The sequence below is a fragment of the Pseudomonas sp. N040 genome (genome assembly GCF_015637705.1).
Classification (GTDB): domain Bacteria; phylum Pseudomonadota; class Gammaproteobacteria; order Pseudomonadales; family Pseudomonadaceae; genus Aquipseudomonas.
The window spans coordinates 112,969-139,942 of sequence record NZ_JADOBE010000003.1 but is presented as its reverse complement, the minus strand read 5'-3'; the positions used below and the strand labels follow the sequence as shown (position 1 = coordinate 139,942).

Below are 26,974 nucleotides of genomic sequence, written 5' to 3'. Positions count from 1 at the left end.
GGCGTTCAGTCGCGGAAATTATTGAACTGCAGCGGCATGTCCAGCTCCTTGCTGCGCAGCAGGGCGATGGCTTCCTGCAGGTCGTCGCGCTTCTTGCCGGTAATGCGTACCTGTTCACCCTGGATGGCGGCCTGCACCTTCAGCTTGGCATCCTTGATCTGCGCGACAATTTTCTTCGCCAGCTCCTTGTCGATGCCCTCGCGCAACTGTACTTCCTGCTTGACCACTTTTCCGGAAGCGTAGGAATCCTTGTATTCAAGGCACTTGATATCGATCTTGCGCTTGACCATGGCCTGCTCGAGGATCGGCACCATCTGCTCCAGCAGAAAGTCGGACTCCGCGGTCAGGGTAATGGTCTTGTCCTTGCTCTCCAGGCTGCATTTGCCGCGCAGGTCGTAACGCCGCTCCAGCTCCTTGAGCGCGTTATCGATGGCATTGGTGACTTCGTGCTGGTCCAGTTCGGACACCACGTCAAACGATGGCATGGGTTTCCTCCAGATAAGCGGTGCGGCCGTTGCTACGGGCGGCCGGCACCTTGCTTGCGGTAATAGTGCGCATTCATTATAACTGCACTTCAACTAATGCTGCGGCAATGTACCGTGGCACCCACCATCTGGCCTAGTGAGCGTTTAATGCCCAATTCCCAACTGAGCATACTGGTGGTGGACGACGCCAAGTTTTCCAGCGCAGTGATCGGCCGCGAGCTGAACAATGCCGGCTATCTGGATATCCGTTATGCCAGCAGTGCCAAAGAGGCACTGACCCTGCTCGAGGAACGCCCGGCCAGTGTCTTGCTGGCCGACTGGCTGATGCCGGAAGTGAACGGCCTGGAGCTGACCGAAATGGTCCGCCAGCTGGATGAAACCACCGAACACTACACATACGTGATCCTGATGACCGGGCGTGAAGGTGACAACGCGCTGCGCGAAGCCTTCGATCACGGCGTGGATGACTTCATCAACAAGGCCAGCATGCACGAGCAGCTGTTGCCGCGAATCTATGCTGCCGACCGCCTGTGCAACACCCTGCAACGCCTGCTGCAGGGCAACCGCCTGCTGCGGCACAATGTCGCCAATCTGGAACAGCGCAACCTGGTCGAACCGGTTACCGGGCTGGGCAACACGCGGCACATGCAGCAGCGCCTCTCCGCCTGCCTGCGGCAGATCGAATCGCGGGGCGGCGCTATCTGCTACCTGCTGATCGGCCTGCGCGAAATCCCCGAACTGCAAGACCTGCACGGATCAGCCTACCGCGATGAAATCCTGCATAGCGTGGCGCGCCGGCTGCAGCAGCTGGTACGTCCACTTGACACCCTGGCCTGCCTGGACGACAAGCATTTCGCCTTGCTGACGGTGCTCGACGACCTCGGCGAGTGCTCGCCGAGCAGCTTCAAGCGCCTGCATGACGGACTCAACCTCAAGGCGTTCAAAACCAGCGAGGGTTTTGTCAGCCTCAAGGCCGGCATTTCCCTGGTCGGCATGGACAAGAAAGCCCTGCCGCAGAAGGTCGAGGACCTGATGCGCCTGGCGGAAAGCATCCTGCCCGAATCCTATGACAGCGGACGGGTCTCGGCAGCGCGCCTGCCCCTGCCGGCCTGACCACAGGCAATGCCCTGGCATGTCCTCGGCGCTGGCAGCCTGGGCCTGCTCTGGGCCGCGCGCCTGGCCGCGGCCGGCCTGCCAACCAGCCTGATCCTGCGCAACCATGACAGCCTGCAGCGCTACCGGCAGGCGGGCGGCATCCAACTGGTCGAAGGTTCGCAACAACGACTGCTCAGTCTCCCTGCACAAACAGCCGCACAACCGGAACCGATCCAGCGCCTGATCCTCGCCTGCAAGGCCTACGATGCCGAAGCCGCGATTGCCTCGATAGCCGCCCGGCTGGGCGACAACGCCGAAGTCCTGCTGCTGCAGAACGGCTTGGGCAGCCAGGCGGCGGTTGCCGCGCGTATCCCGCAGACCCGCTGCATCCTGCTGTCGAGTACCGAAGGGGCTTTCCGCCACGCCAGCTTCGGCGTGACCTTCGCCGGCCAGGGACACAACTGGCTGGGCGATCCGGGCAACCCCGTGCCTCCGGCCTGGCTGGACGAACTGACGCAGGCCGGCATTCCCCATGCATGGTCGGACGCCATGCCGGCGCGGCTGTGGCGCAAGCTGGCGGTCAACTGCGCGATCAACCCGCTCTGCGTGCTGCACGACTGCCGCAATGGCGAACTGCTGGAGCACCTCGACGAAGTGGCCGGACTCTGCGCCGAACTCAGCCAACTGCTCGCGCAGACTGTCGGCGCGACAGCCGCGGGCGGCCTGCTCGACGAGGTCCGGCGCATCCTCCAGGCCACCGCCGGCAACTACTGCTCGATGCTGCAGGATGTGCAGCGCCGGCAGCGCACCGAGATCCGCTACCTGCTCGGACAGGCCTGTGCCGAAGCGGCGCAACGGCAGCTGCACCTGCCCGGGCTAGGTGCCCTGCAGGCACGCCTGCGCCAGTATTTGCTGAGCCTCGGCCTGCCCGCCGATTGACTGGCAGCTGAACAATCGCCAGCGATGCAGTACCCTGCGCAGCCACATGCCACTCCGCCGGAGGCCACCGTTCCATGGGACAACGACTGTCGAAGATCTACACGCGCACCGGCGACCAGGGCGAAACCGGCCTGGCCGATGGCCGCCGCGTAAGCAAGGATCACCCGCGCATCGAAGCCATGGGCGAGGTAGACAGCCTGAACAGCCAGTTGGGCCTGCTGCTGGCCGAGCTCGACCTGCAGCTGCCAGCATGCCCGGGGCTCGCCGAACTGCGACAGGTCCTGGCGCCCTGCCAGCACCGGCTGTTCGACCTCGGTGGCGAACTGGCGATGCCGGCTTACCAGGCCGTGCAGGACGCGCATACCGCCCAGCTCGAACAGGCCATTGACCGCTGGAACGCCGAACTCGGCCCGCTGGAGAACTTCATCCTGCCCGGCGGTTCACGCCTGATCGCCCAGGCGCATGTCTGCCGTTGCAGCGCGCGCAGTGCCGAGCGCCGCTGCCAGCAGCTGAACAGCCTGGAACCACTGCGCCCGACCCTGCTGGCCTACCTGAACCGGCTGTCCGACCTGCTGTTCGTCGCCGCCCGGCTGATCGCGCGGCGCCAGCAGGTCAGCGAAGTGCTCTGGCAGGAAGCCAGCCAGCCGCAATAGCCGTCCCCGACCACTCTGGGTGGCGCCCGCTTGTGCTGGAGCGCCGCCCGCGGCGCGCGCTTTTGCTGTGCCGGTAAGACGACCGGCTAGAACTTGCCGTGACGTCCCTCGCCGGCCTTGAAGCGACTGGCGCCGGCACCCGACTCGCCACTCTCCAGCACCTTCAGCCCGCCTGCGAACTCGTTGGCCAGCGCCGCACCGAACGGCAGATCCCACTGCGCATAGGCACTGGCGCGGTCCGCCAGCAGGCAGCGCTGCGGGAAGGCGGCGATCTGCCCGGCCAGCTGCTCCGCCTCAGCGCGTGCGCTGCCGGGAGCCACCACGCGGTTGACCAGGCCGATCTGCAAGGCCTCCTCGGCATGCACCGGCCGCCCGGTGAGGATCAGGTCCAGCGCCCGCCCCTGGCCGACAATCCGCGGCAGGCGCACGGTGCCGCCATCGATCAGCGGCACGCCAAAACGCCGGCAGAACACGCCGAGCACGGCATCGGCCGCCATCACCCGCAGATCGGCGAGCAAGGCCAGCTCCAGCCCGCCCGCCACCGCATAGCCCTCGATGGCGGCGACCAACGGCTTGCTCAGGGTCATCCGGCTCGGCCCCATCGGCCCGTCGCCGTCAATCTCCAGCCGATTGCGCCGCGCGCCGCCCTCGGCCACCGCGGCCAGGTCGGCACCGGCACAGAAGGTCCCGGCCGCACCCGTGAGTACCGCCACCCGCGCCTGCTCGTCCGCCTCGAAGGCCCGCAGCGCCGCCGCCAGGGCTTCGGCAGTGGGCCGGTCAACGGCATTGCGCACCGCCGGCCGATCAACAATGATCGTGGTCACCGCAGCATTGGTTTCGATCCGTACCGGCATCCGGCATTCCTCCAGGCGGCCCGCCGCGGGGTCGCCGTCAGCGGGCGAAGCGTTGCAGGTTGGCCATCATCTCGCGCATGGCCTCCATGTTGTCTTTCGGGTGCGCCGCGCCCTCGAAGTCGCAGATCCGCGCCCACTGCGCGGCAACCTCGTCCGGGCTGAAACCGGCGCGCGGGTCAAACCCGGCGCCCAGACTGCGTTCCCAGCGCACCTTGCCGATCCAGCCGCCACCGACCTCGAACAGGCCGGCGGTGTCCTGGCAGGCGTCACTGCCGAGAAACACCACCAACGGGCTGACCAGCTCGGGCTTGAGCTGCTCGAACACCTGCGGCGGCAGCAGGCCTTCGGTCATGCGGGTGGCACCGGTGGGGGCAATCGCGTTGACCAGGATGTTGTGCTTGAAGCCCTCGAGCGCCAGGGTCCGGGTCAGGCCGTACAGCCCGAGCTTGGCCATGCCGTAGTTGGACTGGCCGAAATTGCCGTAGATACCGGAGGTGGACGAGGTAAAGATCACCCGCCCGTAGTTCTGCTCGCGCAGGTGGGGCCAGGCCGCGTGGGTGACCTTGTAGGCGCCCTCGACGTGGACCTTGTAGACCAGCTCCCAGTCGGCGTCCTCCATCTTGTGGAAGCTCTTGTCGCGCAGGATGCCGGCATTGTTGACCACCACGTCGATGCGGCCGAACGCGTCCAGGGCGTGCTGCACGATCTTGCCGCCGTCGGTTACCGAGTCGTGGTTGGCGACCGCCGTACCGCCGGCGGCGCGGATCTCGGCCACCACCTTGTCCGCCGCCGAGGCATTGGCGCCCTCGCCGTGGCTGCTGCCGCCGAGGTCATTGACCACTACCTGCGCGCCATGGCTGGCGAACAGCAGCGCGTGGGCCCGGCCCAGTCCGCCACCCGCGCCCGTGACCAGCACGACCTTGCCTTCCAGCCGAACCGCTTCGCTCATTGCAGAACTCCTCTCGTTCAATGGGTAAGGTGGCCAGTGTCCGCCGGCGCAGCAGTGCCAGCAATGCCGGCAAGCCAGCTGAATAACCCGCGATAAGGGGCTTGCATGATCAGGCCGGGCGAATCAGCTCGAGATGATTGTAGAGGTGCAGCACGTGGGCCAGGGCATATTCGGCATGGCTCAGCTCGCCATAGGCGAAGTGCGGCTGCAACGGGCCGCCGAACGTCGCAAAGCGTTGCAGGGACAGCTGCAGGCGTTGCAGCGCCGCGTCCGCAGTGGCCGGTTCGGCCAGGGGCGGCGCCCCCGGAATCGGCTCGGCCAGCGGATGACGCATGGCCCCGCGGGCGGCAAACAGATCGAACACCGCCGGCCCCAGGCTGTGGCGGAACCAGGCAGGTTTCAGTTGCGGATAACCATCCATCGAGTAATCGACACTTTGCGCGCAATGGTTGAAGACCTCTGCCGGCGTCCAGCCCTGCTCGCTGCGCAGGGCTTGCCCGGCCAGCTGCTGCAACAGTTGTCGGGCCGCCGCCAGGCTCAGGGCCGCGGGAGCCGGCGCGCCGGGCAGCGCCCACCAGGCCGTGCCCAGGGCTGCCGCGGACAGCCCTGCCATAACCCCCAACAACTGTCGTCTGCGCATCCCTGGATCCTTGTCTGAGCCGGAACAACCCGCAGGCTGATGATCCGGCGCCGCGCGCCGCAGCGCAAGCATCGGCCTGCCAGGCGCCTAGACCATCTTCACCACGATGTCATGCAGGGTACTGGCGCAGTGCGCCATGCGTTCGGCGGCATTGGTCAGGTGGCGGTAGATCTCGCGCTTCTTGAACATCTGGATGTAGTTGTCGCCCTGGAACAGATCCGCCAGGGCATCCTTGTACAGGTGATCGATGGCCCGTTCGGCCTTGCGCGCCACCTCGGCATCATCCGAAGCCGCGGCCATATGCTTCTTGCCCAACTTGGCAAAACCGTCGCGCAGGGCGCCCGCGCCGACCAGCAGCAGCTGGGCCATTTCCAGGGTGAAACGATCGGGCTTGACGCCCAGCGCGGCCATCTCGTTGACCGTGTCCTTGCAGTAATTGACCACCTCGTCGAGGTTGGTGATGGCACGGTAGATATCCTCGCGGTCGATCGGCGTGGAAAACGCCTCGTTGAGGATATGGATATTGGCCACCTTGATATCGTCCGCGGTGTGTTCGTCGGCATGAATCTGCGCCTCCACTTCCCGGCTGCTGGTCTGCATGAACAGCACCAGCAATTCGACGGTCTCCGCCACCTTTTGGCTTTGCCGGGACAGCATGTGGAAAAAGTCCGGCGCCTTGGGCAGCACCCGCTCGAAAACACGGGCAATCAGCGAGTGGCCTGGATTTCTGAACAGCAAGAACTTCATTGGAAACCTCGTGTGAGCGCCAGGAACAACAGGTAGAACAGCACGCCCATGGCGGCCGCGCCGGGAATGGTGATGATCCAGGTCATGGCGATTTCCCGGGCCTTCTGCCAGCGCACCGCCTTGGGCCGCTCGGCATAGCCGATGCCCATGATAGAGGTCGCCACCACATGCGTGGTGGACACCGGCGCACCGAGCAAGGATGCGCCGAAGATCACCGCCGCCGAAGTGATCTGCGAGTCGATCGCGTGCAGCGGGCGCACCTTGTAAATGGCAAAGCCGAGGGTGCGCACGATGCGCCAGCCACCGGTCAATACGCCCAGGGTGATGGCCAGCGAACAGGCCAGCATCACCCAGAACGGCACCGCGAACTCATGGGTGAAACCACCCAGCAGCAGGACCAGAGTGAGGATGCCCATGCTCTTCTGCGCATCGTTGGCGCCGTGCGAGAAGGCCAGCCAGGCCGCGGTGAAGAACTGTGCGCGGCGCAGGTCGCGGTTGATGATCGGCCGCGCGCCGGCGAGCAGGCGCGCCATGACCTTGTGCACCAGGAAGGCCACCCAGAAGCCGAGCAAGGGCGACAACAGCAGCGCCAGCAATACCTTGGTCACCCCGGTCAGGTGCCCGTGGGCCAGTTCGGCAAAGCCCCAGGCCACGTGCGCCAGGCCGGTGGAAACCACCACGGCGCCAGCCAGGCCACCGACCAGGGCATGCGACGAGGACGACGGTATGCCCTTCCACCAGGTAATCAGGTTCCAGCTGATCGCGCCGAGCAGCCCGCACAACAGGATGGCCAACGCCAGCCGCGGCTCCAGGCCGTCGAGATCGACAAACTTGCCGATGGTGTTGGCCACGGCGGTGCCACCCAGCAACGGGCCGAGGAATTCGAAGACCGCCACCAGCAGCACCGCCTGCGCCGGCAGCATGGCCCGCGAGGCAATCATGGTCGCGACTATGTTGGCCGCATCGTGAAAGCCGTTGGTGTAGTCGAACACCAGCACCACGCACACGGTCGCCAGGGCGAGAATGAAAAGGATATCCATGCTGATCACGGGCCCGGCCGGTGACGCTGCCCGTCCGGCCTGCCCGTCGTTCCCCTTGTTGTTGTATTGGCGCAACGCGCCGGCAGCACATCATGCCAGAAGCATTACCCGCATGAGTCTCTGCCGCGGCCGGAGCCTGCACGTTGATGCACGTCAAGCGCCCGGCAGTTGCTGCCGGAAAGCCTGGGCAAGGCCCTGCACTCCTTACGGGTTGAACACTCGCTTGCCGCAGGGTGGGCGTAGGGTGGGCTTCAGCCCACCAAAAGCGCGAAACGGCAGGTCGGGCCAGCGGTCGGCAGCGGTGGGCCAAGGCCCACCCTGCGGTTGAGGCGTGTGGCAGGCGTTGTCAGCCGAGCAAGGCGGGCAACAGCTCCACGGCCGCGCTGGCCGGGCGCCCAGCCACTTCGCCGATCAGCAGGATCGCCGGGCTCTTGAGCTGGAAGTCCCGAGCCGCCTGCTGCATGTCCTGCAGCTGGCTGCAGCAGGTGCGCTGCTGCGGCAGCGAGGCGTTCTCGATCAGCGCCACCGGCATGTCGGCGCGCATGCCGCCGGCCAGCAGGCTGTCCCGCACTTCCGCCAGCTTGGCGACGCCCATGTACACCACCAGGGTGGTACCGCCCTGCGCCAGCGCGGCCCAGTTCAGGCTGCTGTCGTCCTCGGTGTGCGCGGTGACCAGCGTCACGCCCCGGGCCACGCCACGCAGGGTCAGCGGAATGCCGCAGTTGGTGGCTCCGGCCAGGCCGGCGGTGATGCCGTTGACCAGCTCCACCTCGACCCCATGCTGCCCCAGCCAGTCGGCTTCCTCGCTGCCGCGGCCGAAGATGCACGGATCGCCGCCCTTCAGCCGTACTACGCACTTGCCCTGCCGTGCATAACGCAGCATCAGACGGTGGATAAAGGTCTGCGGGGTCGAGCGGCAGCCGCCGCGCTTACCCACCCGGATCACCCGCGCCGTCGGGCAATGCTCGAGCACCGCCGGATTGACCAGATCGTCGATCATCACGATCGCCGCCTGCCGCAGTGCCTTGACCGCCTTCAGGGTGAGCAGCTCCGGATCACCGGGACCCGCACCTACCAGCCAGACTTTTGCGCTCATATCGGTTACCTCGCGTAGGGTGGGCAACGCCGCAGCCTTGCCCACCAATCGGTTTTCCACCCTAGGGTCATGCGTTTATTGCCAGCGGCTGGCTGGCCAGCAGGCGTTTGATTTCCGGGACACAGGAGCCGCAGCTGGTGCCGCACTTGAGTTCTTGCTGCAAACCAGTCAGGTCGAGGCCGCGGGCGATGCCGGCGCACACCGCGTCCTGGCTGACGTTCAGGCAGTTGCACAGGGTCTTGCCGGCCGGCTTGCTGCTGTTGCCCGGCGGGGTGGACAGCGGCGCCAGCAGCCAGCGGCGCAGCTCGGCATCGGCGCGGCCTTCGCCCCACAGGCCTTTCAGCCAGTCACGCGCCGCGGTTTCCCCGGCCAGGCGAATCGCACTGATGCGCCCATCCTCGATGCGCACGCGCTTGCCCACGGTTCTGCGCGGGTCGTCATAGGCCAGCACCGGGCCTTCATCGACGCCAAGCAGTGCATCGATCTGCGCCAGCAGCGCCGCATCCGGCGCCACCGCGCTGGCCGCGCGAATCTGCAGGGCCGGGCGCTCGCGCCCGGTCAGGCTCAGGCTGGCATAGGCAAACTCCTCGAACAGCGGGCGCAGGGCACTGAAACGCCGCTGCACATCGCCCTCGACCAGCGCGTAGAACTGCCAGGGCAACTCGACCTTGTCCACCTCGACCCCGGCCTGTTTCAGCTCCGGCTGTTTCGACAGCGGGTCGAACGCCGGCTGGGTCAGTACGTTGGTGCCCAGGCCCTTGAGGAAGCGGTTGCCCCAGTGCATCGGCAGATAGGCCTGGCCGGAGCGCACGCTGTCGTCGGCCTGCACCGGCACGATCAGGCTGCCGCGTCGGCTGCGCACCCTGACCAGCTCCCCGGCGAGCAAGCGCCGCCGGCGCAGTTCATCCGGATGCAGGCTGAGCACGGCTTCCTCGACATGGCCAAAGGCCCGCGCGCTGGTGCCGGTACGGCTCATGCCGTGCCACTGGTCACGCAGGCGGCCGGTATTCAGGGTCAGCGGAAAGCGCGCCTCGCGCTTTTCCTGCGGCGCGCGCCAGGCTTCGGCGAGAAACTGCGCGCGGCCGGTGGGCGTCGGAAAGCGGGCATCGCCGTACAGCCTTGGAGTTCCTTGCGCAGCACCCAGTGGAAACGGCCACTGCTGCGGGCCCAGCGTGTCGAGAATCGTGTAGCTCAGGCCGGACAGGTCGAGATCCCGGTCCTGCGTCAGGCCCTTGTATTCATCGAACAGCGCCTCGGCGCTGGCAAAGTCGAACAGGCTCGGCTGGCCGGGGCGCAGGCGCTGTTCCAGGCGGCGGGCGAAATCGCAGGTGATCGCCCAGTCCGCCCGCGCCGCGCCGGGCGCCGCAACGGCGTGGCGGACATGGCTGATGCGCCGTTCGGAATTGGTCACCGTGCCGTCCTTTTCGCCCCAGCTGGCAGCGGGCAACAGCAGGTCGGCGTAGGCGCAGGTCTCGGTGGTGAAGAAGGCTTCCTGCACCACCACGAACGGGCAAGCGGCCAAAGCGGCATGCACCTTGTTCTGATCCGGCAGCGATTGCGCCGGGTTGCTGCAGGCGATCCACAGCGCCTTGATCTTGCCCGCGCCCACCGCCTCGAACAGCTCGACAGCGGTCAGCCCGGGACGCTCCGGCAGCGCGGGAACGCCCCAGTAGCCGGCGACCTCGCTGCGGTGTTCGAGATTGGCCACCTCGCGATGGCCGGGCAGCAGGTTGCTCAGGCTGCCGGTCTCGCGCCCGCCCATGGCGTTCGGCTGGCCGGTGAGGGAAAACGGCCCGGCACCGGGACGACCGATCTGCCCGGTGGCCAGGTGCAGGTTGATCAGTGCGCTGTTCTTCGCGCTGCCGGAAGTCGACTGATTCAAGCCCATGCACCACAGCGACAGGAAGCTCGGCGCCCGGCCAATCAGCTCGGCACAGGCCTGCAGGCTGTCCACCGGGATGCCGCAGGTATCGGCGACGATGCCCGGCGTGTAGTCGCGCACCAGCCGCTTCAGTTCGTCGAAGCCCTCGGTGTGTGCATCGATATAACGGCGGTCGATCCAGCACTCCCACAGCAGCAGGTGCAGGATGCCGTGGAACAGCGCGACGTCGGTGCCGGGCAGGATCGCCAGGTGCAGGTCGGCCAGCTCGCAGGTATCGGTGCGCCGCGGGTCGACCACGATGACTTTCATTTCCGGCCGCCGCGCTCTGGCTTCTTCCAGGCGGCGGAACAGCACCGGGTGGGCATAGGCCATGTTGCTGCCGACGATCAGCAGGCAGTCGCTCTGCTCGATGTCCTCGTAGTTGCACGGTGGCGCATCGGCACCCAGGCTGCGCTTGTAGCCGACCACCGCAGAACTCATGCACAGGCGCGAGTTGCTGTCGATATTGTTGGTGCCGACCAGCGCGCGCGCCAGCTTGTTGAAGGCGTAGTAATCCTCGGTCAGCAGCTGCCCGGAGATGTAGAAGGCCACGCTGTCCGCGCCGTGCTCGCGGATGGTTTCGGCGAACACCGTGGCGGCGTGCTCCAGTGCGCTGTCCCAGTCGCTGCGACTGCGTGCCAGCGCCTTGCCCAGGCGCAACTCGGGATACAGGCCACGCGCATCCAGATCACCGGTCAGGTGCAGGGTCGAGCCCTTGCTGCACAGCTTGCCGAAGTTCGCCGGATGCGCGGGATCGCCCTGCACGCCGAGAACCTGCGCGCCGTCGTGCTCGATCAGCACGCCGCAGCCGACGCCGCAGTAGCAGCAGGTGGAAGCGGTGATCTGCGTGGTCATGGATAACTCTCCGACCGGAGTGGACGTAGGGTGGGCTTCAGCCCACCAATACCGAGACATATTCCGTGGTGGGCTGAAGCCCACCCTACGGAGCTATGCACACTGCTCGGCGTGATTCAGCGCCAGCAGCACCCGGCCTTCTTCCACTTTGGCGTGGTGCCGGTGCGCGCAGCCCTGGTCCGGTGCCACCGCTTCGCCGCTGTCCAGCTCGATCTGCCAGTTGTGCAGCGGGCAGGCCACGCGCTTGCCGTAGATCAGCCCCTGCGACAGCGGGCCGCCCTTGTGCGGGCAGCGGTCGTCGAGGGCGAAGACCTGGTCATCGCTGGTACGGAAGATCGCGATGTCGCCCTTGGGCCCGTCGATGATCCGCGAGCCAAGCGGGTTGATCTCTTCCAGGGCACAGATATCCAGCCAGTTCATACGGTGGCCTCCTCAACAGCAACAACGGGAATACGGTCGAATTCTTTCTTCAGCGCCGGGGTCTCGATGCGCTCTTTCCACGGGTCCTGCTCGAACGACAGGGCGTACTGCAGGCGTGCATTCAGCGCCTGACGGTTGGCCGCATCCTCGACCACCGTCTGCTTGATGTAGTCCATGCCGACCCGATTCAGGTAATGCACGGTGCGCTCCAGATAGAAGGCTTCCTCGCGGTAGAGCTGGAGGAAGGCGCCGTTGTATTCGCGCACTTCCTCGGCGGTCTTGACCTTGACGAAGAACTGCGCGACTTCGGTCTTGATCCCGCCGTTGCCGCCGATGTACATCTCGAAGCCGGAATCCACGCCGATGATGCCGACGTCCTTGATCCCCGCCTCGGCGCAGTTGCGCGGGCAGCCGGAGACGGCCAGCTTGACCTTGTGCGGCGACCACATGTTGAACAGGTCGTGCTCTAGCTCGATGCCCAGTTGCGTGGAGTTCTGCGTACCAAAGCGGCAGAACTCGCTGCCCACACAGGTCTTCACGGTGCGGATGGATTTGCCGTAGGCGTGTCCGGACGGCATGTCGAGGTCCTTCCACACCGCCGGCAGGTCCTCCTTCTTGATCCCCAGCAAATCGATGCGCTGGCCGCCGGTGACCTTGACCATCGGTACGTTGTACTTGTCGGCGACGTCGGCGATGCGGCGCAGCTCGGACGGATTGGTCACCCCGCCCCACATGCGCGGAACAACGGAGTAGGTGCCGTCCTTCTGGATATTGGCGTGGGCGCGTTCGTTGATCAGGCGCGACTGCGGGTCGTCCTTGGCCTCGCCCGGCCAGGTGGAAATCAGGTAATAGTTCAGCGCCGGGCGGCAGGTGGCACAACCGTTCGGCGTGCTCCAGTGCATCGCGCTCATGGCCTGCGGCAGCGAGATCAGGTGCTGGTCGCGGATCGCCTGACGAATCTGCCCGTGGTTCAGCTCGCTGCAACCGCAGATGGCTTTCTCGCTTTTCGGCTTCACATCCGCCGCGCCACCGACGGTGCTGATCAGGATCTGCTCGACCAGCCCGGCACAGGAGCCGCAGGAGCTGGCGGCCTTGGTGTGCTTCTTCACCTCATCGACGCTGAACAGGCCGTTTTCCTGGATCGCCTTGACGATGGTGCCCTTGCACACGCCGTTGCAGCCGCAGACTTCCATGCTGTCGGGCATGTTCGCCGCGCTGCTCTGGCCCTGGTGGCCGACGTCGCCCAGGGCGCTCTCGCCGAACATCAGGTGATCGCGGATCTGCGCGATGTTGGCGCCTTCCTTGATCTGGCGGAAATACCAGCCGCCGTCGGCGGTGTCGCCAAACAGGCAGCCACCAACCAGCACGTCATCCTTGATCACCAGCTTCTTGTACACCCCGCCGATCGGGTCGGACAGGGTGATGGTCTCGGTGCCTTCGCTGCCCATGAAGTCGCCGGCGGAGAACAGGTCGATGCCGGTGACCTTCAGCTTGGTCGAGGTCACCGAGCCCTGATAACGGGCAAAGCCGAGCTGGGCCAGGTGATTGGCACAGACCTTGGCCTGCTCGAACAGCGGCGCCACCAGACCATAGGCGGTGCCGCGGTGGTTGGCGCATTCGCCAATGGCGTAAACGCGCGGGTCGTAGGTCTGCAGCGTGTCGTTGACCAGGATGCCGCGCTGGCAGGGAATGCCGGACTTCTCGGCCAGTTCGGTATTGGGGCGGATGCCGGCAGCCATCACCACCAGATCCGCCGGGATCACATCGCCACTCTTGAACTGGATGGCGCACACCCGACCTTCGCCGTTGTCGAGCAATTCCTCGGTCTGCTCGTTGAGGCGGAAATGCACACCGCGCGATTCCAGCGCGCCCTGCAGCAGTTTGCCGGAGGTCTTGTCCAGCTGGCGTTCCATCAGCCAGTCGGCGAGGTGCACCACGGTTACATCCATGCCGCGCTGCTTGAGGCCGTTGGCCGCTTCCAGACCGAGCAGGCCGCCGCCGATGACCACCGCATGGCTGTGGGTCTTGGCGGTTTCCATCATGGTGATGGTGTCGGCGATGTCGCGGTAGGCAATCACGCCGTCCAGCTTGTTGCCCGGCACCGGCAGGATGAACGGCAGGGAGCCGGTGGCCAGCAACAGGCGATCGTATGCGGCGGTGCTGCCATCGTCGGCGGTAACCACGCGGTTGCGCCGGTCGATCGATTCAACCTTGCGCCCCAGGCGCAGGTCGATGCCGTTGTCCTTGTACCAGTCGAGGTCGTTGAGCACGATTTCCTCGAAGGTCTGTTCACCGGCCAGCACCGGCGACAACAGAATGCGGTTGTAGTTGGGGTGCGGCTCGGCGCCGAACACGGTGATCTCGTAAAGTTCCGGCGCCAGCTTGAGCAGCTCTTCCAGGGTACGCACCCCGGCCATGCCGTTACCGACCATCACCAGCTTGAGTTTCTTCATCTGAGCTCTCCCATCACCCGTTCCGGGGAATCAATAATCGGGAAACAAAAAAGGCGTCCCGCAGAAATGTGCGAGGACGCCTTTGTCCTGATCCCGACTTGCCGGGCCGCGGCTCCCTCGCCATTGAGAGATACCGCGCTATGTGTGTTGCCGTTTTACCGTACGGCGAACATTGCAGGTGTCGTGCCAACAGCCAGCAAAGCGTTTAAATCAGCCTGTTTTTCCTTAGGTGCTGAGCGCCAATCGCCGAGGGCAAGCGTGGAACGGGCGCAGGGTCGGCGCAGGTTGCGCGCGTAGGGCTGGCGTAGGGTGGGCTTCTGACCACCAAACCAGACAACGCCAAATGGTCGGCTGAAGCCCACCCTACGCCCACCCGACAAAATCGCGCCGCGGCCGGGCCATTGCGCCGCTGCCGGCGGTTTTCCTGCACCCGTTTGATGCCAACCGCACAGCATTGGTGCACTTCAGCCCTTGAGCAGCAGCACCAGCAACAGCAGGTTCAGCAACCACCCCGCCAGCGCCAGCCCGCGCCAGACCTTCAGCGGTTCGCGCTCCAGCAGCGGGCGCGCGCGCAGGGCATCGACCTGGCGTTCGCCCTGTTCCAGCTGCAGCAGCCATTGCTCGGCCGTCTCGAAGCGTTGTTGCGGATCACTGGCCACTGCCTGCGCCAGCAACTCGTCCAGCCACGCCGGCACGTCGGGCCGGTAACGGCTGACCGCTACCGGCTGGCCGAAGCGCGGATGCTGAAAGGCCTCGATCTCGCCATACGGGTAGTGCCCGCAGAGCAGCCGGTACAGCGCCACCCCGGCGGCGTAGAGGTCCTGCCGGGCATCTGGCGCAGCACCCTGAAAGCACTCCGGGGCCAGGTAGCTCGGCGTGCCGGGCAGATGATGGGCCTGCTCCGCCGACAGCCCCGGACAGAAGGCCAGGCCGAAATCCAGCAGGCGCAACTCGCCGTCGCTGCCCAGGTGCAGGTTTTCCGGCTTGATGTCGCGGTGCAGGATATTCCGCCGGTGCAGCATGCCCAGCCCGCGCAACAGGCGCGGCGCCAGCTCCAGCCAGTCGGCCAGCGGCAGCGGACCATGCCGGGCCAACAGCTCGGCCAGCGTCTGCCCGGCATATTCGCGCTGCACGTAATACAGGTGCTGGCGCTGTGGCAGCGGGTGCAACTCGGGAAAGTAGCGGCCGGCGACCCGGCGCAAAAACCACTCTTCCAGCAGCAACGCCGGCCCGGCACCCTCCTCGTCCGCGCGACTGGGCGGCAGGGTCTTCAGCAGCCAGGCCTGGCCCTGGGCATCGCGCACCCGATACAGCAGTGACTGGCGAGATTCGGCCCGCACGCCCAGCACCGTCCAGCCTTCGAACGACTGCCCGCTGCGCAAACGTGGCGGCAGCGGCCAGTCGCGCAATTGCGCCAGCGTATCGCCGAGGTTGTTTTGCGGCAGCCGGTCGATGCGCACCAGCAGCGCGCTGGCGTTGTCCTGACTGCCGGCCAGATGGGCGGCGCGAATCAGCGCATTGACCACCGCCTGCTGCTCCGGCTCATCGCGCAGCACGCTGGCGATGTAGGCATCGTCAAGGCTGGCCCAGACGCCGTCGCTGAGCAGCAGGAACTGCTCGCCGGCCTGCAACTCGCCTTCGCTGTAATCGGCCAGCACATGCTGGTCCAGGCCCATCGCCCGGCTCAGCACATGCTGCATGCCGGGTTGTTCCCAGACATGCTCGCTGGTCAGCCGCTCCAGCTTGCCGGCATGCCAGCGATAGACCCGGCAGTCGCCGACGTGCGCCAGGGTGTAGCGCCGCCCGCGCAAGACCAGCGCGCTGAGTGTGGTCAGCAACGGCTGGCCGCCGCCATTGGCGCGCAGCCAGCGGTTCTGTGCCAGCAACAGGCGCTCCAGCGCCTGCGCCACCGGCCAGGTTTCCGGCGTGGCGTAGTAATCCAGCGCCAGGGCCTGCAGCGTCGCGCGGGCAGCCAGCCCGCCATCCACGCACTGGCTGACGCCATCGGCGATCGCACACAGATAACCCTTGCTCGCCGCCAGCGCCGGCGCCGGTGTGACCACGCGCAAGGCATCCTGGTTCTGCGGACGCGGCCCGGCAGCAGTGGCTTCGGCGATGCTCAGTTGCAGGCTCATGGATACTCTTGTCCGATTAGTCCGGAAGAGGAGGCGTTACAGCGCAGGGTGGGCTTCAGCCCACCAAACACCAAACCAGGCAGCGCCAAATGGTGGGCTAAAGCCCACCCTACGCCCAACCTACATTTTCCTGCCAACAGTTAAACCCGGGCCACGGTCATCGCCGCGCTACCCCAGGTGGTGCGCCAGCGGCGCTTGACGCTGAACAGGCCGACCCAGGCCAGCACGCCCAAGCTGGCGAACAGCCACAAACCGAGCTGGTAATCGCCGGTGGCTTGCTTGATCGCGCCCAGCCCGGCGGTCAGGCAGAAACCACCAATACCGCCCGCCATGCCAATCAACCCGGTCATCACGCCAATCTCGCGATGAAAGCGCTGCGGCACCAGCTGGAACACCGAACCGTTGCCGGCACCCAGGCAGAGCATGGCCACCACGAACAGGCCGAGTGCCGCCGTGGAGCTGGCCAGGTTGAGGCCGACGATGGTGATGCTCAGCGAAGCCACGGTGTACATCACCAGCAGCGCGCGGATGCCGCCGATGCGATCAGCCAGGGCGCCACCCAGCGGACGCATCAGGCTGCCGGCGAACACGCAGGCGGCGGTGTAGTAGCCGGCCTTGACCGGATCGAAACCGTACTGGTCATGGAAGTAACCGGGCAAGGTGCTGGCCAGGCCGAGGAAGCCGCCGAAGGTCACGCTGTAGAACAGCATGAACCACCAGCTGTCCGGATCGGCCAGCGCCTTCAGGTAGTCGGCCATGGCCTTGGGGGCCGGTCGGTTCGGCGCATTCTTCGCCGCGACGGCAAAGATGCCGAGGGTCAGCACCAGCGGAATCAGCGCCAGGCCGAACACATTGTTCCAGCCATAGGCGGCGGCCAGGGCCGGGGCGAACAGCGCGGCCAGCACGGTACCGGAGTTGCCGGCGCCGGCGATGCCCATCGCCTTGCCCTGATGCTGCGGCGGATACCACTGCGAGGCCAGCGGCAAAGCCACGGCGAAGGAAGCGCCGGCGACACCGAGGAACAGCCCGAGCAGCAACGCCTGCTCATAACTGTGAATGCCGTGCAGCCAGGCCACCGCCAGCGCGCCGATCACCACCACCTGCCCGAGCAGGCCGGCCGCCTTGGGCGAGGTTCGATCAGCCAGCAGGCCGAGCAGGAAGCGCAAGACCGCGCCGGCCAGGATCGGCGTGGCAACCATGAAGGAGCGCTGCTGGGTCGTCAGTTGCAGGTCCGTGGCGATCTGCACGCCGAGTGGGCCAAGCACATACCAGACCATGAAACTCAGGTCGAAGTAGAGAAAGGCGGCGAACAGCGTCGGCGTGTTGCCCGATTTCCAGAAACTTTTATTCATCTGACACCTCGTGGATAGCAATTCAATGATTCCGCCCGGCTCGACCGAATCGGCTAACGCCGGAAAACCCAGCCCTGCGTCACACGTGGACGCGAAACGAAAAAAAGCGTCGCCTCAACGCGGCTCACCGAGAACCGATTGAATGCGACGCCTTTGCCGTAGTCGGGCAACCGCCTTTGGCTGCCAAGTACAGGTATTCAGCAAGGACCGGGCCAACATTGCCGGCACTCACACTCCAGCGCGGGAGCCGCCGCCCGGAACGCGCTGCGCCGCACTGATGGGGCGCGGCTGATGCGGCTGCGCCAGGCAAACGCCGGGCAACGCTCATGCTCATTTGCCGGCGCCGGCAGAGCGTCAGCGCAAGCAAGCCCGGGCCGAACTGGTGCGTCCGCCCGCAATTGGTGCGCAGCTGTGCCTGTCTAGCCGACGGACAGGCAGCGCATTCGGTGGGCGCGGCGCCCATGCCGCGAGGGGTGGCAAAAGCTCGCGCCGGGGGCGGCGCTCCTAAGGGGCCGTGCGGGCAGGCGAACCGCACCGCAGCAACAGACCTGGGGGCGCGGCGCTCTCGCCATGAGGGGTGGCGATGATCTGTTCGGCGAGCGGGTTCGGCGGGCAGGCCAGCTACGCGGCCGGGCGGTGTTGCTTCTGGTAGAGGAACTCCAGCACCGCCGCGCGGTACTCGTGGTAGCGCGGATCATGGGCCAGGGCCATGCGCTCGCGCGGGCGCGGCAGCTCCACCCGGAGAATCTCGCCGACCGTGGCCGCCGGACCATTGCTCATCATCACGATACGGTCGGACAGCAGCACCGCTTCGTCCACGTCGTGGGTGATCATGATCACCGTGTTGCCCAGCGCCGCATGGATCTCCATCAGCGAATCCTGCAGATGGGCGCGGGTCAGCGCATCCAGCGCACCGAACGGCTCGTCCATCAGCAATACCTTGGGTTGCATGGCCAGTGCGCGGGCAATGCCGATGCGCTGTTTCATGCCGCCGGAGATTTCGCTGGGGCGTTTGTCGCGGGCGTGGCTCATGTGCACCAGCTCGAGGTTGTGCTCGATCCACTCACGCATCTCGGCCTTGCTTTTGCGCCCTTTGAAGACCTGACGCACCGCCAGCTCGATGTTCTGGTAGCAGCTCAGCCACGGCAACAGGCTGTGGTTCTGGAACACCACCGCGCGTTCCGGCCCCGGCGAGTTGACCTCGCGGCCATCCAGAATCACCCCGCCCTGGCTGGCCTGGTACAGGCCGGCAACGATATTCAGCACGGTGGATTTGCCGCAGCCGGAGTGGCCGATCAGCGAAACGAACTCGCCCTTGGCGATTTTCAGATTGACGTTCTGCAAGGCGCAATACAGGCCCTTGTCAGTTGGGAAGCTGATGCCGACGGCACTCAGCTCGAGGTGTGCCTGACTCATGGCGAACTCCTTGAAAATAATTAGCGAAGATCAGCATTCTTGTCCCAACTGACGCGGCGTTGCAGCGCCAGCATCAGCCGGTCGAGGGCAAAACCGATCAGGCCTATCACCACCACCGCGACCATGATCCGCCCCAGCGAATTGGAGCTGCCGTTCTGGAACTCGTCCCAGATGAATTTGCCCAGCCCGGGGTTCTGCGCCAGCATCTCGGCAGCGATCAGCACCATCCAGCCGGTCGCCAGCGACAGGCGCAGGCCGGTGAAGATCATCGGGATCGCCGCCGGCAGCACGATGCGCCGCACGTGGCTGAGTGGCGACAAACTGAGCACGCGACTGACGTTCTGCAGATCCTGGTCCAGGCTGGCCACGCCGACCGTGGTATTGATCACCGTCGGCCACAGGCAGCACAGCGCCACGGTGATTGCCGAAGTGACAAACGACTTGGCGAACAGCGGATCACTGCTGCTGTACACGGCGCTGACCACCATGGTCACCAGCGGCAACCAGGCCAGCGGCGAAACCGGCTTGAACACCTGGATCAGCGGATTGATTGCGTTGTAGATCGGCTTGCTCAAGCCGCAGATGATCCCCAGCGGAATCGCCACCAGCGAGGCCAGCACAAAGCCGGTCATCACCGTGTAGAGGCTGGTGAAGATCTGCTTGAAGAAGGTCGGCTTGCCGGTATACGGGCGGATGCTCACCTGGGCCGCCGGATCGCTGGCGAGCTTTTCCGCGTTGCGCTGTTCCTGTCGCTGGTAAAACGCATCGGCCTTGGCCTGCTCACGCTGATGTTCATCCACCAGGCTGACGAACTGCGTGGCCACCTGGCTCGGGCCGGGAAACGCGCCCAGGCTGGTGTTGATGCTGCCGGCGGCCAGCTGCCAGAACAGCAGAAACACCAGCGTGCCGATCAGCGGCAGCAGCAGGTTGGGCAACCAACGCTTGAACGCCACACGGCGTGCGCTGTTCAGGGTGTCCTGGATCGGTTGGGCGACGGCAGGGTTGCTCATCGTCGGGTCCTCGCAGCAAGCGGGCGGCGGCAGATCCGCCACCCTGGGCAATAGACGGGTTACTGGACCGAGTCGGGTTTCAGGCCGATCTTGAACTGGTTGATGTAGGCATTCGGCTGGCGACCGTCGTAGGTCAGGCCATCGATGAAGGCATTGCTCGGTGCGCGGAAGCCTTGCTCGTCCGCTGGCGGGAAGTCCGCCGCGCTGGCCTTGCCTTCGGCAACCAACTCATTCGCGGCACTCTGGTACACCGCCGGCAGATAGACCTGCTTGGCGATGTCGACGTACCAGCTGTCCGGCTTGGCTTCACCGATCTGCCCCCAGCGGCGCATCTGCGTCAGGTACCAGATGGCATCCGAGTAGTAGGGATAGGTGGCGTTGTGCCGGAAGAACACGTTGAAGTCCGGTACCTCGCGCTTGTCGCCCTTCTCGTACTCGAAGGTGCCGGTCATCGAGTTGGCGATCACCTTGGCATCGGCACCGACGTATTCCGGCCGCGCGAGGATTTCCACGGCTTCCTGGCGGTTGGCGTTGTTGTCCGCATCCAGCCACATGCCGGCACGGATCAGCGCCTTGACCAGCCGCTTGTGGGTTTCCGGATTGGCTGTGGCCCAGGCTTTGGACACGCCGAGGACTTTTTCCGGGTTGTTGTTCCAGATCTCGTAGTCGGTGATCACCGGCACGCCGATGCCTTTGAACACCGCCTGCTGGTTCCACGGCTCGCCTACCGAGTAGCCATTGATGGTGCCGGCTTCCATGGTCGAGGGCATCTGCGGTGGCGGGGTGACCGAGAGCAGCACGTCGGCATTCAGGGTGCCGGTGATGTCGCCCTTGGCCGGTGCGTAATAGCCGGGGTTGATGCCGCCCGCCGCCAGCCAGTAGCGCAATTCGTAGTTATGCGTGGACACCGGGAACACCATGCCCAGGTTGAAGGGCTTGCCCTTGGCCTTGTACTGCTCGATCACCGGCTTGAGGGCATCGGCCTTGATCGGGTGCACCGGCTTGCCGTTTTCCATCGGCACGTGCTTTTTCATTTCGTCCCAGACCGCATTCGACACGGTGATGCCGTTGCCATTCAGGTCCATGGAAAACGCCGTAACCACCTCAGCCTTGGTGCCGAAACCGATGGTCGCGCCGAGCGGCTGGCCGGCGAGCATGTGCGCGCCATCCAGTTCACCGGTGATCACCCGGTCGAGCAGCACTTTCCAGTTGGCCTGGGCCTCGAGGGTGACGTACAGGCCTTCATCCTCGAAGTAGCCCTTCTCGTAGGCAATCGCCAGCGGTGCCATGTCGGTGAGCTTGATGAAGCCGAGTTTCAGCTCGGCCTTTTCCGGTTCGGCGGCCTGGGCCAGCGACAGGGTCAGGGAAGACAACAGCAGGCCGCCCAACAGCGACTTGATCCGGACGTTACGGCGAATGGTGTGCATCATGGAGATTTCCTCAGGGCCAGAAACGAAAAAAGACGTCATAGAAAACCGGCTCGCGAAGAGCAGTTTGCTAATGACGTCTTTGTCAGTTCGTCCTGATCACCGCCATTGGCGATCATGAGACGGGTGTTAGCCAGGTGATTGCAAGCGCCTTGCCAGATATGCAGGAACACCTGAATTAATTTAAATAACCGTTATAAATCATATTGTTAAAATAATAACCAGCTGCCGAAAGCAGCCCCAAAAGTGTTCCCGCAGGCCATTCAAGGGCCGGCCGGGGTGCATCAGACTGGTACGCGGGCTGCAGCATGGTGCACGGCCGGCAGCTTCAGTTGCCGAGCATGTCGTGCATGGCGATGATCTGCTCGGCGACCTGGATCAGCTTCTGCTGGCGGCTCATGGCCTGCCGGCGCATCAGCGTGTAGGCCTCTTCCTCGTTGCAGCTCTTCATCTTCATCAGCAGCCCCTTGGCCAGCTCGATGCGCTTGCGCTCGGCCAGCTGCGCGTCACGCGCCTGCAACTGCGCGCGCAAGGCCTGGTCGCTCTCGAAGCGCACCATCGCCACATCGAGAATCGGCTGCAGACGCTCGGCCTGGATACCGGCGACTATGTAGGCGCTGACCCCGGACTTGATCGCCTGACGCATCACCCCCGGGTCCTGCTCGTCGGTGAACATCACGATCGGCCGCGGCTGGTCGCGGCTGACCAGCACCACCTGTTCCATGACATCGCGGCCGGGGGATTCGCTGTCGATCAGGATCACGTCCGGGCACAGCGCTTCCACCCGTTTGGGCAGATCAATCACCAGCCCGGATTCCTCGATCACCTCGAAGCCGGCCTCGCTCAGGGCCGCCTTCAGGCGGCCGAGTTTCTGCGCGGTATCGTCAATCAGCAGGATGCGCATCAGCATGCCCCCGCCTGACGCGCGTCGGTCAGTGCGTGCAGTTCGAAGCTGCGCGCGTAGGCAGCCGGATCACTGCCATCCCAGAGCTTGCCGTCGAACAGCCGGCTGCTGCGCAGCGCCGGCGGAACCGCCAAACCCAGGCTGCTGGCAGCCTCGGCATACAGCGCGGTCTGCTGCACCGCGCCGGCCAGCGCCAGGTAATCCGGCTCTTCGCGCAACAGTCCCCAGCGGCGGAACTGCGTGAGGAACCACATGCCGTCGGACAGGTACGGCATGTTCACCGCGCCCTGCGCGCAAAAGCGCAGTGGATGCGGGTCCAGCCAGGCCTGGCCGTTGCCATCTTCATAGCGCCCGCAGAAGCGCGGTTCGATCACCTCAAGCGGGGTATCCAGAAATTCCGGCGCACTGACCAGCGAGGCTGCCGCGCTGCGGTTTTCAACATTGGCATCGAGGAAGCGACTGGCCTCCAGCACCGCCATTACCAGTGCCCGGGCGGCATTCGGGCAGGTCTCGACAAACTCGCGGGTGCAGCCGAGGACTTTCTCCGGATGATCGGCCCAAAGCGACTGGCTGGTGCATACCGTGAAGCCCTGCCCTTGCGCCACCGCCTGCGCCCCCCACGGCTCACCCGCGCAAAAGCCATCGATGCGCCCGGCGCGCAGGTGCGCCACCATCTGTGCCGGCGGCACCACCACGCTGTCGACATCGCGCAACGGGTGAATGCCCAGGCTCGCCAGCCAGTAATACAGCCACATGGCGTGGGTGCCGGTGGGAAAGGTATGGGCGAAGGTCAGCCGCGCACCAGCCTGGCGCACGTAGCGGGCCAACGCCTCGCCATCGCGCACGCCAGCGCTCTGCAAGCGCGCAGACAAATTGATGCTCTGGCCGTTCTGCGCCAGCCCCATCAGCACCGCCATCGGCAGCGGCGCAGCACCACCCAGGCCCAGATGCATGCCATACACCAGGCCATACAGACTCTGCGCGGCATCCAGCTCGCCGGTGTGCAAACGCTCGCGCAACCCGGCCCAGGACGACTGCCGCTGCAGCTTAAGGGTCAGGCCATAGGGCTGGGCAAACTGCTGGGTGGCCGCCACGATCAGCGAAGCGCTGTCGGTCAGGGCCATGAAGCCAAGGTTCAGGCTGCGCTTTTCCGGGGCATCGGAACCGCCGACCCAATCCAGGGAATTGCTGTGCGGTGGCTGGTACTGCTCGCTCATAGGGATTTCGCTGTGGCAACTTGAGAAGTGTTGCCGGCGAGGTAGCAAGGGCTGTGCCAGTGATCGGCACAGTGGTGGCGTCCAGCACGCATGGTGGGAAATGCTGCGCAGTTTCCCACCCTACGCAAACTCCGGAGCACGTAGGGTGGACAACGTTTACTTGTCCACCAGCTGCTGCGACTGTCTGCGTCAGCTTGGCCCAGAACACACGTGCCTAGCGCAGCATTTCTTCTATCGCTGTTCATCTACCGTCCAGCTCAGCGCTTCCAGCGCTGCCGCCACATGAATGCGGTTGCTTTCCAGCGGCCGCGGCAACAGTTCTTCAGCGCGGGCCAGGCGGCGCAGCAGGGTGTTGCGGTGGGTGTGCAGCTGTTCTGCCGCCTGCGTCGCATTGCATCCGCAAGCGAGGAAGGTCAGCAGCGCCCGGCGCAGCACGGGGGCGGCACTGGCCAGGCTGCCCAGGGTGTGGGTGATGAACTGCTGCGAGGCCTTGGGGTCGCGGGTCATCAGGGCGACCAGCCGCACCATGTCGAAGTTCACCACGCGCGCATCGGAATGCAGGCGCCCGAGTACCCGTTGCGTGGTCAGCGCATCTAGGTGCGCACGGCGGAAACCTTCCAGGCCCTGCCCGGTGGAGCCCATGGCCAGGCGCACGCCCGGCAGGCCCTTGATGGCCATCAGCAGCTGCGGCAGCTCGACCGGTTTGTCTGCGGTGGTCCAGACCCACAGGGTGGCCGCATTGGCGATCACCGTCAGGCTGTGGCGGCTGCCGGCGCAGCGCACCAGCGCCCTGGCCGCGTGTTCCAGGGTAGCCAGCCGGGTATCCGCCTCCTCGCTCCAGATCACTGCCGCATGGTGTGGCTGCTCCAGGTTGTAGCCCAGTCGCTGGCCGGCCTGCTGGGCGTTGATCCCGGTGCCCTCGACTATCGCCGTCACCAGTTCGCGGCGCTCGACGTGGGTGCCGCGCATGCGCTCCTCGCGCTCGGCCTTGATGAAGGCGGCCAGCGCTTCCATGTTGCCGTCGATAAAGGCGGCGATCGAGCGGGCCGATACGTCGAGCAATTCGCGCAGTTCCTGCGGGTCGGATGTCAACTCGAAGGCGATCACCATCCATTGCTGCCACGCCGTGCCTTGCGCCGCTCGTGAGGCGTTGAACATCAGGTCGGTTTCGCCACGGCGGATCAGTTCGCGCGCATTGCTCAGCATGTCGCCCGGTACATAGGGCGCAACCGGCGCACCCGGACTCTCGATATTCGCCGCCGCCCAGTGGATCAGACTGGAGCGGGTGGCCCGCCGTGAGGCGGCCATCAGTACCGGATCGTCGGCCAGGGATTTCATGCTCGCTGGCGAGAGGCTGGCCAGGTCGATCTCTTCCAGCCATTCCGCCGGCGCGTTGAGCACACGATCGGCACCCTGGCGGAGCAATTCGCGCACCCGCGGCGACGGCAGCGGCCATTTGGCCAGGGGCAGGTTCGAGTAAGGCAGGCTCAACGGCATCAGCTCCCAAAGATGGTTCAATATGCACCATATTAAATAGGATTCAGTGCAGTTTATACCTTGCCCGCCTGGCGGGTTGTCAACAACACTGCTGCGACATCTCGCCACAGCGTTGAGTTCAGGAGCAGCCCTTGTCAGTCCAGCAGCAGCCATCCACCGAGCACATCGATGTGCTGATCATCGGTGCCGGGATTTCCGGCATCGGCGCCGCCTATTACCTGCAACGGGATCTGCCCGGCAAATCCTACGTGATCCTGGAGGGCCGCGAAGCGCTGGGCGGAACCTGGGACCTGTTCCGCTACCCGGGCATCCGCTCCGACTCGGACCTGTACACCTTCGGTTATGAATTCAAGCCCTGGCTCAATCCCAAGGCCATCGCCAGCGCCGACTCGATCCTCGAGTACCTGCACGAGACCGTGGCCGAGTACGCCATCGACCAGCACATTCGCTTCCAGCACAGGGTGCGCAGTGCGGCCTGGTCGAGCGCCGAGGCGCGCTGGACGCTGGAGGTCGAGCGACTGGATACCGGCGAGTGCCAGCGCATGACCTGCAACTGGCTGTTCTCGGCCGCCGGCTACTACCGCTACGACGCGGGTTTCACCCCGCACTTCGAAGGGGTCGAGCAGTTCCAGGGCCAGTTGATCCATCCCCAGCACTGGCCGGAAAACCTGGACTACCGCGGCAAGCGGGTGCTGGTGATCGGCAGCGGCGCTACCGCGGTGACGCTGGTGCCGGCGCTGACCGACAAGGCCGCGCACGTGACCATGCTGCAACGCACGCCCAGCTATGTGCTGAATGTCCCCGCCGAAGACCCGATCGCCCGGCTGCTGCGCCGCTTGCTGCCAACCGAACGCGCCTATGCGCTGACCCGGCGCAAGAACGTGCTGATCTCGCGCGGGATCTGGCTGCTGTGCCAGAAATACCCGAACGTTGCGCGCCGGCTGATCCGCCACTTCAACAAGAAGGCGCTGCCCGAGGGCTATCCGGTCGACGAGCATTTCAATCCGCCGTACAACCCGTGGGAACAGCGCCTGTGTGCGGTGCCTGATGGCGACCTGTTCAAGGCCATTAGCGACGGCAGCGCGTCGATCGTCACCGACCACATCCGGACTTTCACCGCCAAGGGGGTCAGCCTGCGCTCCGGGCGCGAACTGGAAGCCGACATCATCGTCACCGCCACCGGCTTGAACCTGCAGTTGTTCGGCGGGGTACAACTGTCGGTCGACGGCCAGGTGCCGGACTTGTCACACAAGGTGGCCTTCAAGGGCATGATGCTCGACGGCATCCCCAACTTCGCCTTCAGCGTCGGCTATACCAACTCCTCGTGGACGCTCAAGGTCGGCCTGCTGTGTGAACATTTCTGCCGCCTGCTCGCCTACATGGACCAGCATGGCTACAGCAGCTGCTCCGCGCAGTTGCCGGCGGCCGACATGCCGACCCGGCCACTGCTGGATTTCGGCGCCGGTTACGTGCAACGCGCGATCAACTCGCTGCCACGGCAGGGGCCGGGCGCGCCCTGGCTGATGTCGATGAACTACCTGGAGGATGTCCGGCTGATGCGCGAGGGCCCGGTGGCGGATGCCAACTTGCAGTTCACCACCGCCGCCCAGCAAACCGGACAGAGCCTGCCCACGACGCGTCTGGCAGTACCGGCATGACAACCTGTCTGGAACTGACCAGCCGCCAAACGCGAGGCCCTGAATTAGTCAGGAAGCACCGATTTGCAGGATGGGTCAGGCCACCGGCCGTAACCCACCATCCGGCCGCAAGGCCGGTAAGCACGATGCCGTTGGCATCGATGGTGGGTTACGCCGCTGCGCGGCTAACCCACCCTACAAAAACACGGCAACCAATAACCCCCTGCGCGCC

Annotated in this window: 22 protein-coding genes; 4 read left to right on the top strand and 18 right to left on the bottom strand. The window is 65.4% G+C overall.

The annotated features are described in order from the left end of the window. Positions 1-5 precede the first annotated feature (5 nt). Entirely contained in the window at positions 6-485 is a 480-nt protein-coding gene (locus ISX93_RS06040; protein ID WP_195777814.1) for a YajQ family cyclic di-GMP-binding protein, read from the bottom strand. A gap of 147 nt (positions 486-632) precedes the next feature. Here ISX93_RS06040 and ISX93_RS06035 point away from each other — a divergent pair, with 147 nt between their 5' ends. The 3 genes from ISX93_RS06035 (at position 633) to ISX93_RS06025 (ending at position 3,172) form a co-directional block, all read left to right on the top strand. Next, on the top strand, positions 633-1,598 hold the full coding sequence (locus tag ISX93_RS06035) for a response regulator (RefSeq protein ID WP_195777813.1): 966 nt from the start codon (positions 633-635) through the stop codon (positions 1,596-1,598). 9 nt (positions 1,599-1,607) lie between these two features. Then, entirely contained in the window at positions 1,608-2,519 is a 912-nt protein-coding gene (locus ISX93_RS06030) for a putative 2-dehydropantoate 2-reductase (RefSeq protein WP_195777812.1), read from the top strand. A gap of 74 nt (positions 2,520-2,593) precedes the next feature. Then, positions 2,594-3,172: a cob(I)yrinic acid a,c-diamide adenosyltransferase gene (locus ISX93_RS06025; RefSeq protein ID WP_195777811.1), complete on the top strand. Its 579-nt coding sequence runs from the start codon at positions 2,594-2,596 to the stop codon at positions 3,170-3,172. A gap of 86 nt (positions 3,173-3,258) precedes the next feature. Here ISX93_RS06025 and ISX93_RS06020 read toward each other — a convergent pair whose 3' ends face one another. From ISX93_RS06020 to ISX93_RS05940, 17 genes are all read right to left on the bottom strand, one after another. Next, positions 3,259-4,026 (bottom strand): crotonase/enoyl-CoA hydratase family protein, encoded by a 768-nt coding sequence (locus ISX93_RS06020; RefSeq protein ID WP_195777810.1) that lies wholly within the window; start codon positions 4,024-4,026, stop codon positions 3,259-3,261. A gap of 37 nt (positions 4,027-4,063) precedes the next feature. Next, positions 4,064-4,975 (bottom strand): SDR family oxidoreductase, encoded by a 912-nt coding sequence (locus ISX93_RS06015; RefSeq protein WP_195777809.1) that lies wholly within the window; start codon positions 4,973-4,975, stop codon positions 4,064-4,066. Positions 4,976-5,084: 109 nt separating this feature from the next. Further along, positions 5,085-5,615: a DUF1569 domain-containing protein gene (locus ISX93_RS06010; RefSeq protein WP_195777808.1), complete on the bottom strand. Its 531-nt coding sequence runs from the start codon at positions 5,613-5,615 to the stop codon at positions 5,085-5,087. Positions 5,616-5,702: 87 nt separating this feature from the next. Next, entirely contained in the window at positions 5,703-6,362 is a 660-nt protein-coding gene (locus ISX93_RS06005; RefSeq protein WP_195777807.1) for a DUF47 domain-containing protein, read from the bottom strand. Further along, on the bottom strand, positions 6,359-7,402 hold the full coding sequence (locus ISX93_RS06000; RefSeq protein ID WP_195777806.1) for an inorganic phosphate transporter: 1,044 nt from the start codon (positions 7,400-7,402) through the stop codon (positions 6,359-6,361). Before ISX93_RS06000 ends, ISX93_RS06005 begins: the two co-directional genes overlap by 4 nt. Before the next feature lie 346 nt (positions 7,403-7,748). Beyond that, positions 7,749-8,498: a uroporphyrinogen-III C-methyltransferase gene (gene cobA, locus ISX93_RS05995; RefSeq protein ID WP_195777805.1), complete on the bottom strand. Its 750-nt coding sequence runs from the start codon at positions 8,496-8,498 to the stop codon at positions 7,749-7,751. A 67-nt stretch (positions 8,499-8,565) separates the two neighbouring features. Further along, positions 8,566-11,274 carry a nitrate reductase gene (locus ISX93_RS05990; protein WP_195777804.1) on the bottom strand — a complete coding sequence of 903 codons (2,709 nt, stop codon included), beginning with the start codon at positions 11,272-11,274 and terminating at the stop codon, positions 8,566-8,568. 93 nt (positions 11,275-11,367) lie between these two features. Continuing rightward, entirely contained in the window at positions 11,368-11,694 is a 327-nt protein-coding gene (gene nirD / locus ISX93_RS05985) for a nitrite reductase small subunit NirD (RefSeq protein WP_195777803.1), read from the bottom strand. Then, positions 11,691-14,147, bottom strand: coding sequence for a nitrite reductase large subunit NirB (nirB, locus tag ISX93_RS05980; protein WP_195777802.1), 2,457 nt, complete (start codon positions 14,145-14,147; stop codon positions 11,691-11,693). Before nirB ends, nirD begins: the two co-directional genes overlap by 4 nt. Before the next feature lie 464 nt (positions 14,148-14,611). Next, entirely contained in the window at positions 14,612-16,282 is a 1,671-nt protein-coding gene (locus ISX93_RS05975) for a bifunctional protein-serine/threonine kinase/phosphatase (protein ID WP_195777801.1), read from the bottom strand. A gap of 140 nt (positions 16,283-16,422) precedes the next feature. Then, on the bottom strand, positions 16,423-17,634 hold the full coding sequence (locus ISX93_RS05970; RefSeq protein ID WP_195777800.1) for an MFS transporter: 1,212 nt from the start codon (positions 17,632-17,634) through the stop codon (positions 16,423-16,425). Between the two features lie 621 nt (positions 17,635-18,255). After that, positions 18,256-19,050, bottom strand: a complete 795-nt coding sequence (locus ISX93_RS05965) for an ABC transporter ATP-binding protein (RefSeq protein WP_195777799.1) — start codon at positions 19,048-19,050, stop codon at positions 18,256-18,258. Positions 19,051-19,070: 20 nt separating this feature from the next. Then, positions 19,071-20,060 carry an ABC transporter permease gene (locus tag ISX93_RS05960; RefSeq protein WP_195777798.1) on the bottom strand — a complete coding sequence of 330 codons (990 nt, stop codon included), beginning with the start codon at positions 20,058-20,060 and terminating at the stop codon, positions 19,071-19,073. Positions 20,061-20,119: 59 nt separating this feature from the next. Further along, positions 20,120-21,487: a CmpA/NrtA family ABC transporter substrate-binding protein gene (locus tag ISX93_RS05955; protein ID WP_195778017.1), complete on the bottom strand. Its 1,368-nt coding sequence runs from the start codon at positions 21,485-21,487 to the stop codon at positions 20,120-20,122. A 328-nt stretch (positions 21,488-21,815) separates the two neighbouring features. After that, complete coding sequence (locus ISX93_RS05950) at positions 21,816-22,394, bottom strand: ANTAR domain-containing response regulator (protein WP_195778016.1); 579 nt, start codon at positions 22,392-22,394, stop codon at positions 21,816-21,818. After that, on the bottom strand, positions 22,391-23,608 hold the full coding sequence (locus ISX93_RS05945; protein ID WP_195777797.1) for a CmpA/NrtA family ABC transporter substrate-binding protein: 1,218 nt from the start codon (positions 23,606-23,608) through the stop codon (positions 22,391-22,393). Before ISX93_RS05945 ends, ISX93_RS05950 begins: the two co-directional genes overlap by 4 nt. A gap of 231 nt (positions 23,609-23,839) precedes the next feature. Next, on the bottom strand, positions 23,840-25,126 hold the full coding sequence (locus ISX93_RS05940; protein WP_219840993.1) for a PucR family transcriptional regulator: 1,287 nt from the start codon (positions 25,124-25,126) through the stop codon (positions 23,840-23,842). A 110-nt stretch (positions 25,127-25,236) separates the two neighbouring features. On the opposite strand from ISX93_RS05940, the gene ISX93_RS05935 reads away from it, so the two are divergent. After that, positions 25,237-26,763: a flavin-containing monooxygenase gene (locus ISX93_RS05935; RefSeq protein WP_195777796.1), complete on the top strand. Its 1,527-nt coding sequence runs from the start codon at positions 25,237-25,239 to the stop codon at positions 26,761-26,763. Positions 26,764-26,974 lie beyond the last annotated feature (211 nt).